Consider the following 7,832-nt stretch of genomic DNA (forward strand, 5'->3'; position numbering starts at 1 on the left):
CCGCGGGGGCGGTCCGCGCCGGTCAGGACTCGGTGGGCGGCTCCTCGGTGAGGCGCACGGTGCTCAGGATCTTCTGGATCGTCGCCTCGGGCAGCTCGTCCTTGACGCCCTTGGCGCCGTAGAGGTTCCAGGTGACGAAGTCGCCCGCGCCGTTCTTGAAGGCGAAGGTGATCGCCTTGCCCTCGCTGTCGCACTTGCCCTTCTGGGGCGTGTTCTCCGAGTGCGCCGTGGCGACGCTGCCCTTGATGCCCGACTTGGTGGTGTACGGCTTGGGCTTGGTGTACTTGACGCTCTTCTTGTCGGGCTGGGTGTAGCCGCCGAAGATCCACCACGGCACGCGCGTCTCGGCCGCCATGTCCGAGTTCTTCGCGCCGTTCTCGCCGCGGGTGCCGGCGGTGGCGAGGGCGGTGTCCTCCTCGCGGCCGTCCTTGTTGTCGTCGCTCGTGCACCACTTGGACTTCAGATAGGCCGGGGCCGTGACCGTGGTGCGGTCCAGCTCACCGTCCTTCTTCTCCCACTCGAAGCCCACGCTGGTGCCCTGGGTGTCGATCTCCCAGTCCGCCGGCACGTCGAACTTGGTGCCGAAGCGCGTGTTGACCACGACCTTCCAGCCCGGAACGGTCGCCTTCTCGCCCGGCCCGCCGCGCGGGTTGTCGTCGGAGGCGGAGGCGCTGGGCTCCGTCTCGGACTCCTTGGAGGCGGTCGGGGCCGGCTTCTTGCCCTTGTTCCCGCCCGCGCTGTCGTCCGAGTCGCCGCCCAGCACGAGGAAGCCGGTGACTCCGGCGGCCACGACCACCGCCGTGGCCGCGATGATCGCGACCAGCTTCGTCCGGTTGCCGCCACCGCCGCCCGGCGGGGGCTGCGGCGCACCGGCCGGCGCGGGCGTGCCCCACTGCGGCTGCTGCCCGTAGGGGCCGGGCTGCTGGTAGCCCGGCTGCTGATACGGATTCGGCTGCTGGTACCCCGGCTGCTGGTAGGGGTTGTTCGTCTGCGGGTTCTGCTCGCCCCCGGGCGGCTGCTGTCCTGGCCACATGGGCAGCAACCCTAGCCGCGCCCAGGACACGATTCGGTCACCGCCCGTGGACGGAGACGTAGCAACCCGGAGACGGGACGGAGCGGCGCAAGGCGCGGGTGCCGGTGCGGCGGTGGTCACACCGCCCTGGTCAGCCGCGCCTACTCGTGAGTAACATGCGGTCATGAGCGCAGACCAGATGTCCATCGGCGAGATGCTCGCCGCCACGGTGCCCATGGCCCGGACCCTGAACCTCGAGTTCCTGGAGACCACGCCGGAGCGCGCGGTGGTGTCCCTGCCGGACCAGAGCGACTACCACAACCACGTGGGCGGCCCGCACGCCGGTGCGATGTTCACGCTCGGCGAGTCCGCGAGCGGCGCGATCGTGCTGGCCGCGTTCGGGGACCAGCTCTCGCGCGCGGTGCCGCTGGCCGTCCGCGCCGAGATCGCCTACAAGAAGCTGGCGATGGGCGCGGTGACCGCCACGGCCACCCTGGGCCGCCCGGCCGCCGAGGTCGTCGCGGAACTGGACGCCGGGGAGCGGCCGGAGTTCCCGGTCGCCGTCGCCATCCGGCGCGCGGACGGGGCCGTGACCGGCGAGATGACCGTGGTGTGGACCTTGCGGCCCAACGGCTGACCGGCCGACCAGCCACCGAGTCGCTCCCTGGCTCGCCGGACCCGCCGCCGGGGAGCGGCCGCAGCGCTTTTCGGACCCGTGCCCGGTGCGACCACGGCGGCAGGATCTCCCCGGACTGCGTGGGTGCCGCCTGCTTTTCGAAGCCGGTGCGGATCGCTCCAGCGGTGTGCGCCCGGCGTGACGCGGGGCCCGCGGGCTCGTGCGGTGAGGCCGTGGCGGGGTGCCCGCTCGGGGGACGCCGGGTCACCCGCCCGCCCGTGGTGTCCGGCGGGGCGTCGCGCTTCGCCTGGCCCATAGTGCGGTGCATGACCGACACCGCCCCCCGTCATCCCCGGCGCTCCGCCCTGCGCCTGCTCGGCGGCGCGATCGCCGTCGCCGCGGCGGCACCGTTGCCCGCCCACGCCGCCGGGGAGGGACGCGCCGTCCCCGCGCGGCGAGGCCGAGGCCCGGAGCAGAACAGCCGGGTCGAAGGGCTGCTCGCCCGCCTCACCCTGGACGAGAAGATCTCCCTGCTGCACGGCGCCACCGACCCCCGGCCGCTCGGCCAGGCGGGCTACGTGCCCGGGGTCGAGCGGCTCGGCATCCCGCCCCTGCGGCTCGCCGACGGCCCGGCAGGTGTGCGGGTCACCCGGCACGCCACCGCCCTGCCCGCTCCCGTGATGCTGGCCTCCGCCTTCGACCCGGACCTGGCCCGCCGCTACGGCCGCGTCATCGGACGGGAGGGCCGCGCCCTCGGCCAGGACGTGCTGCTGTCCCCGATGGTCAACCTCATCCGCACCCCGTACGCCGGCCGCAACTTCGAGACCTTCAGCGAGGATCCGCTGCTCACCGCCCACCTGGTGGCGGCCGAGATCGAGGGCATCCAGGACGAGGGGCTCATCGCGACGGTCAAGCACTTCGCGCTCAACAACCAGGAGCGCGACCGCATGTCGGTCGACGTGCGCGTGGACGAGCGGACCCTGCACGAGACCGAACTGCGCGGCTTCGAAGCGGCCGTCGCCGCCGGGGCCGGGGCGGTGATGGGCGCCTACAACAAGGTCGACGGCACCTACGCCTGCGAGAACGAGGCCCTGCTCACCGGCGTGCTGCGCGAGCGCTGGGGCTTCACCGGGTTCGTGACGACCGACTGGTCCGCCGCGCACAGCACCCGCGAGGCCCTCCTGGCGGGATGCGACCTGGAGATGCCCGACGGCACCCACTTCGGCGCGCCCCTCGTCTCGGCCGTGCGGGACGGGAGTGTGTCCGAGGCCCACGTGGACCGGGCCGTCCGCCGCGTGCTGGGCGTCATGGACCGCTTCGGGCTGCTCGACGGCACCGTGCCCGACCGCCCCGCCCGGGACACCGCCGCCGGGGCGGCCGTCGCCCGTGAGGTCGCCGAGGCGGGCGCCACCCTGCTGCGCAACACGGACGGCACCCTGCCCCTGACCGCCGGCGGCAGCGTCGCCGTGATCGGGCCCACCGGCGCCCGCCCCCTGGTCAGCGGCGGCGGCAGCGCCCACGTCGTGCCCGACCACGCCGACAGCCCCCTGGACGCCATCCGGCGGCGCGCCGCACGGGTGACCCACGCACTCGGCGAGGACGTCTTCGGCAAGCCGCTCCCGGCGAGCGCGCTCGAACCCGCCTTCGCCACCGAGGCACAGCACGTCGAGCCCGGCCGGACCTGGCGGTACGACGGCACGCTCACCGTCGACGCGACGGAGACCTGGACCCTCGTGCTGCACCACTCCGGCACGCCACCGCTCCGCCCCCGGGTCCTCCTCGACGGCGAGGACCTGTTCCCCGTGCGGCCCGGCTGGGACGAGTACTTCACCGGTGGGCTGCTCACCCACGCGGACGACGGCCTCTCCGTGCGCCGCCGCACCCTGACGCTCACCCGGGGCGGCCACCGGCTGGCCGTCACGGCGCGGGGCGGCGACACCGGCGGGCTGTTCCGGCTGCGCCGCATCACGGAGGGGACCCGCGCGCAGGACGTGGCCGAGGCCGTACGGGCCGCCCGCGCCGCCCGGGACGTGGTCCTCTTCGCCTACGAGGACGCCATCGAGGGGCAGGACCGCGCGACCGTCGCCCTGCCCGGCAACCAGGAGCGGCTGATCGAGGCCGTGACCGCGGCCAACCCGCGCACCACCGTCGTCCTCAACACCTCGTCCGCCACCGCCATGCCGTGGCTGGAACGCACCGGTGCCGTCCTCCAGATGTACTACCCGGGGCAGGAGGGGGCCGCCGCCACCGCCGCGGTCCTGTACGGCGAGCGCGACCCCGGCGGACGCCTCACCCAGACCTTCCCGGCCGACGACGACCACCACCCCGTCGCCGGCGACCCGCGCCGCTACCCCGGTGTCGACGGCACCGAGCACTACACCGAGGGCGTCCACATCGGCCACCGCTGGTACGACGCCGAGGACGTGCGGCCGCTGTTCCCGTTCGGCCACGGCCTGTCGTACACCTCCTTCGCCTACCGGGACCCGGACGCGCGCTGGACGGGCGACGGCTTGGACGTCGCCTTCACCGTCCGCAACACCGGCCCGCGCGAGGGCACGGACGTGCCGCAGGTCTACGCCGGCCCCGCCCCGGACCTGCCGCTCGACCAGCCGGTGCGCGTACTGGCCGGCTACCGGCGGCTCACGCTGCGGGCGGGGGAGGAGCGGCGCGTCACCGTACGGGTCGAGCGGCGCACCCTGTCCTCCTGGGACCCGCAGCTCCACGACTGGGTGCTCGGCACCGGGCCGCGCACCCTGTGGATCGGGGCGTCGTCCCGGGATCTGCGGCTGCGCACGCGCGTACGCGTGGGTGGCTGAAACCGGACGCGACCGGCCCGGCGCACGCGCCGCCGGGAGGCGACCGGCATCGAACCGGACCACACTGGTACTCCTCCAGGAGCCGTCGCAGACCCAGGGAGTCACCCATGCCCGAGGCCCCGAGCCCGGAGAACACGACCGCACCGACCGACGAGGAACTGCGCACCCTGGACGCCCACTGGCGGGCCGCCAACTACCTGGCGGCCGGTCAGATCTACCTGCTCGCCAACCCGCTGCTGACCGAGCCGCTGCGGCCCGAGCACATCAAGCCCCGGCTGCTGGGCCACTGGGGCACCTCACCCGGGCTGAACCTCGTCTACACGCACCTCAACCGGGTGATCGCCCGGCGCGGCCTGGACGCCCTGTGCGTCTGGGGCCCGGGCCACGGCGGACCGTCCGTCCTGGCCAATTCCTGGCTGGAGGGCAGCTACAGCGAGAAGTACCCGGACGTGTCGCGGGACGCGCGGGGCATGGAGCTGCTGATGCGGCAGTTCTCGTTCCCCGGCGGCGTGCCCAGCCATGTCGCCCCGGAGGTGCCCGGCTCGATCCACGAGGGCGGCGAACTCGGCTACTCCCTCGCCCACGCCTACGGCGCCGCCCTGGACAACCCCGACCTGCTGGTCGCCTGCGTGATCGGCGACGGCGAGGCGGAGACCGGCCCGCTGGCCGGGTCCTGGCACGCCAACAAGTTCCTCGACCCGGTGCACGACGGAGCCGTGCTGCCGATCCTCCACCTGAACGGCTACAAGATCGCCAACCCGACGGTGCTGTCCCGGCTGCCCGAGGAGGAACTCGACGCCCTGCTGCGCGGATACGGCCACGAGCCGATCCATGTGTCCGGCGACGACCCCACGCAGGTGCACCGCCTCATGGCCCGGGCGATGGACACCGCGCTCGACCGCATCGGCGCGGCCCAGCGCGCCGCCCGCGAGGACGGCGCGACCGAGCGCCCGCACTGGCCGGTGATCGTGCTGCGCACCCCGAAGGGCTGGACGGGCCCCGCCGAAGTCGACGGCCTGCCGGTGGAGAACACCTGGCGGGCCCACCAGGTGCCGCTGGCCGGTGTCCGCGACAACCCGGACCACCTGCGGCAACTGGAGGCGTGGCTGCGCTCCTACCGCCCCGAGGAACTGTTCGACGCCGAGGGCCGCCCCGTCGCGGACGTCCTGGCCCTCGTCCCCGAGGGCAGCCGCAGGCTCGGCGCCACCCCGCACGCCAACGGCGGACTGCTCGTGCGCGACCTGCCCGTCCCGCCCCTCGACGACTTCGCCGTCCCCGTCGACAAGCCGGGCACGACCCTGCACGAGCCGACCCGGGTCCTCGGCGACCTCCTCGCCCGGGTCATGCGGGACACCGCCGAGCGCCGGGACTTCCGCCTGGTCGGCCCGGACGAGACCGCCTCCAACCGGCTCCAGGCCGTCTTCGACGCCAGTGGCAAGGCCTGGCAGGCCGGCACCCTCGACGTCGACGAGCACCTGGACCCGCACGGCCGCGTCATGGAGGTCCTCTCCGAACACCTCTGCCAGGGCTGGCTGGAGGGCTATCTCCTCACCGGCCGGCACGGGCTGTTCTCCTGCTACGAGGCGTTCGTGCACATCGTCGACTCCATGGTCAACCAGCACATCAAGTGGCTGCGCACCTCCCGGCGCCTGCCCTGGCGCGCCCCCGTCCCCTCCCTCAACTACCTGCTGACCTCGCACGTGTGGCGGCAGGACCACAACGGCTTCTCCCACCAGGACCCCGGCTTCGTCGACCACGTCCTCAACAAGAGCCCCGAGGTCGTGCGGGTCTACCTGCCGCCGGACGCCAACACCCTGCTGTCCGTCGCCGACCACGCGTTGCGCAGCCGCGACTACGTCAACGTCATCGTTGCCGGCAAGCAGCCCTGCTTCGACTGGCTGACCATGGACGAAGCCCGGGTGCACTGCGCCCGCGGCGCCGGCATCTGGGAGTGGGCGGGCAGCGAGGACGGCGGCGAGCCGGACGTCGTCCTGGCCTGCGCCGGCGACGTCCCCACGCAGGAGACCCTGGCCGCCGCGCACCTGCTGCGCAGGCACCTGCCCGAGTTGTCCGTCCGGGTGGTGAACGTCGTCGACCTGGCCCGGCTGCTGCCCGAGGAGGAGCACCCGCACGGGATGAGCGACTTCGAGTACGACGGCCTGTTCACCGTGGACAAGCCGGTGATCTTCGCCTATCACGGCTACCCCTGGCTGATCCACCGCCTGGCCTACCGCCGTGCCGGCCACCAGAACCTGCACGTGCGCGGCTACAAGGAGGCCGGGACCACCACCACGCCCTTCGACATGGTCGTGCGCAACGACCTCGACCGCTACCGCCTGGTCATGGACGTCGTCGACCGCGTCCCGGGCCTCGGGGTGCGGGCCACGGCCGTGCGCCAGCGGATGGCCGACGCCCGCACCCGCCACCACGCCTGGATCCGCGAGCACGGCACCGACCTGCCCGAGGTCGCCGAGTGGAGCTGGAACGCCTGAGTCGCCGGGGACGTCCTATGAGCCGGTAGGCTTCCCGGGGCCCGCAGGGAAGCACAGGGAAAGGAACCGGCGTTGCACGTCCAGGAGTGGCTCGAAACCGTACCCGCGGTCGCCGTCTACGCGCTGGTGGGCGTGGTCATCGGCCTGGAGAGCCTGGGCATCCCGCTGCCGGGCGAGATCATCCTGGTCTCGTCCGCGCTGCTCGCCTCCCAGCACGGGGACATCGACCCTGTCGTCCTCGGCGCCAGCGCCACGGCCGGCGCGATCATCGGCGACTCGATCGGCTACGCCATCGGCCGCAAGGGCGGCCGGCCCCTGCTGGCCTGGCTGGGCCGGAAGTTCCCCCGGCACTTCAGCGAGGGCCACATCGCCACCGCCGAGCGCTCCTTCGAGAAGTGGGGCATGTGGGCCGTCTTCTTCGGCCGCTTCGTCGCCCTCCTGCGCATCTTCGCGGGCCCCCTCGCGGGCGTGCTGCGCATGCCGTACTGGAAGTTCGCCATCGCCAACGTCCTCGGCGGCATCCTCTGGGCCGGCGGCACCACGGCGGTCATCTACTACGTCGGCGTCGTCGCGGAGTCCTGGCTGAAGCGCTTCTCCTGGCTGGGCCTGGTGGCCGCCGTCCTGGTCGGCCTCACCTCCATGCTGGTGATCAAGCGCAAGGCGAAGAAGGCGAACCAGACCCTGGAAGCGACCGGGGCGCCCACGTCCTAGGTGTATTGACCCGCAGGGTTGTTAACGCGGCTGATCGGTGGCTGGCCGCCGAGTGCGGTGTGGCAGCGGTGGTGGTTGTAGGCGTGCAGGAAGTCTGCCAGGGCCGCGGTTCGCTCGTCGTTGCTTGTGTAGGGCTTGAGGTAGGCCCATTCGTCGAGCAGGGTGCGGTTGAAGCGTTCGACCTT

6 protein-coding genes are annotated in these 7,832 nt (G+C 73.2%); 4 read left to right on the forward strand and 2 right to left on the reverse strand.

Annotated elements, in window-relative coordinates; all coding sequences use genetic code 11:
* Positions 1–22: 22 nt before the first annotated feature.
* The gene (locus ACIGAN_RS34790) at positions 23–1,033 is read right to left on the reverse strand and encodes a hypothetical protein (RefSeq protein WP_365742037.1); all 1,011 of its coding nucleotides are present in this window, start codon (positions 1,031–1,033) and stop codon (positions 23–25) included.
* 163 nt (positions 1,034–1,196) lie between these two features.
* Here ACIGAN_RS34790 and ACIGAN_RS34795 point away from each other — a divergent pair, with 163 nt between their 5' ends.
* The 4 genes from ACIGAN_RS34795 to ACIGAN_RS34810 all read left to right on the forward strand — a co-directional run bounded on the left by ACIGAN_RS34795 (position 1,197) and on the right by ACIGAN_RS34810 (position 7,647).
* A complete protein-coding gene (locus ACIGAN_RS34795) occupies positions 1,197–1,649 on the forward strand; it encodes a DUF4442 domain-containing protein (RefSeq protein ID WP_399863471.1) in 453 nt (150 codons plus the stop codon).
* A gap of 305 nt (positions 1,650–1,954) precedes the next feature.
* Positions 1,955–4,444, forward strand: coding sequence for a beta-glucosidase (locus ACIGAN_RS34800; protein WP_399863474.1), 2,490 nt, complete (start codon positions 1,955–1,957; stop codon positions 4,442–4,444).
* A gap of 107 nt (positions 4,445–4,551) precedes the next feature.
* Positions 4,552–6,936: a phosphoketolase gene (locus ACIGAN_RS34805; RefSeq protein ID WP_399863477.1), complete on the forward strand. Its 2,385-nt coding sequence runs from the start codon at positions 4,552–4,554 to the stop codon at positions 6,934–6,936.
* A gap of 72 nt (positions 6,937–7,008) precedes the next feature.
* A complete protein-coding gene (locus ACIGAN_RS34810) occupies positions 7,009–7,647 on the forward strand; it encodes a DedA family protein (protein ID WP_365099755.1) in 639 nt (212 codons plus the stop codon).
* On the opposite strand, the gene ACIGAN_RS34815 is transcribed toward ACIGAN_RS34810, so the two are convergent.
* On the reverse strand, positions 7,644–7,832 hold a 189-nt coding region (locus ACIGAN_RS34815; protein ID WP_399863479.1), incomplete at its 5' end, for an integrase core domain-containing protein. The two genes, ACIGAN_RS34810 and ACIGAN_RS34815, sit on opposite strands and share 4 nt — an antisense overlap.

It is taken from the genome of Streptomyces sp. NPDC085931 (assembly GCF_044540565.1).
In the GTDB taxonomy this organism is placed as follows: Bacteria; Actinomycetota; Actinomycetes; order Streptomycetales; family Streptomycetaceae; genus Streptomyces.

Bases quoted from the DNA above. Each gene is read 5' to 3' on its own strand.
- ACIGAN_RS34790 (WP_365742037.1), bottom strand. From the start codon at position 1,033: ATGTGGCCAGGACAGCAGCCGCCCGGGGGCGAGCAGAACCCGCAGACG.
- ACIGAN_RS34795 (WP_399863471.1), top strand. From the start codon at position 1,197: ATGAGCGCAGACCAGATGTCCATCGGCGAGATGCTCGCCGCCACGGTG.
- ACIGAN_RS34800 (WP_399863474.1), top strand. From the start codon at position 1,955: ATGACCGACACCGCCCCCCGTCATCCCCGGCGCTCCGCCCTGCGCCTG.
- ACIGAN_RS34805 (WP_399863477.1), top strand. From the start codon at position 4,552: ATGCCCGAGGCCCCGAGCCCGGAGAACACGACCGCACCGACCGACGAG.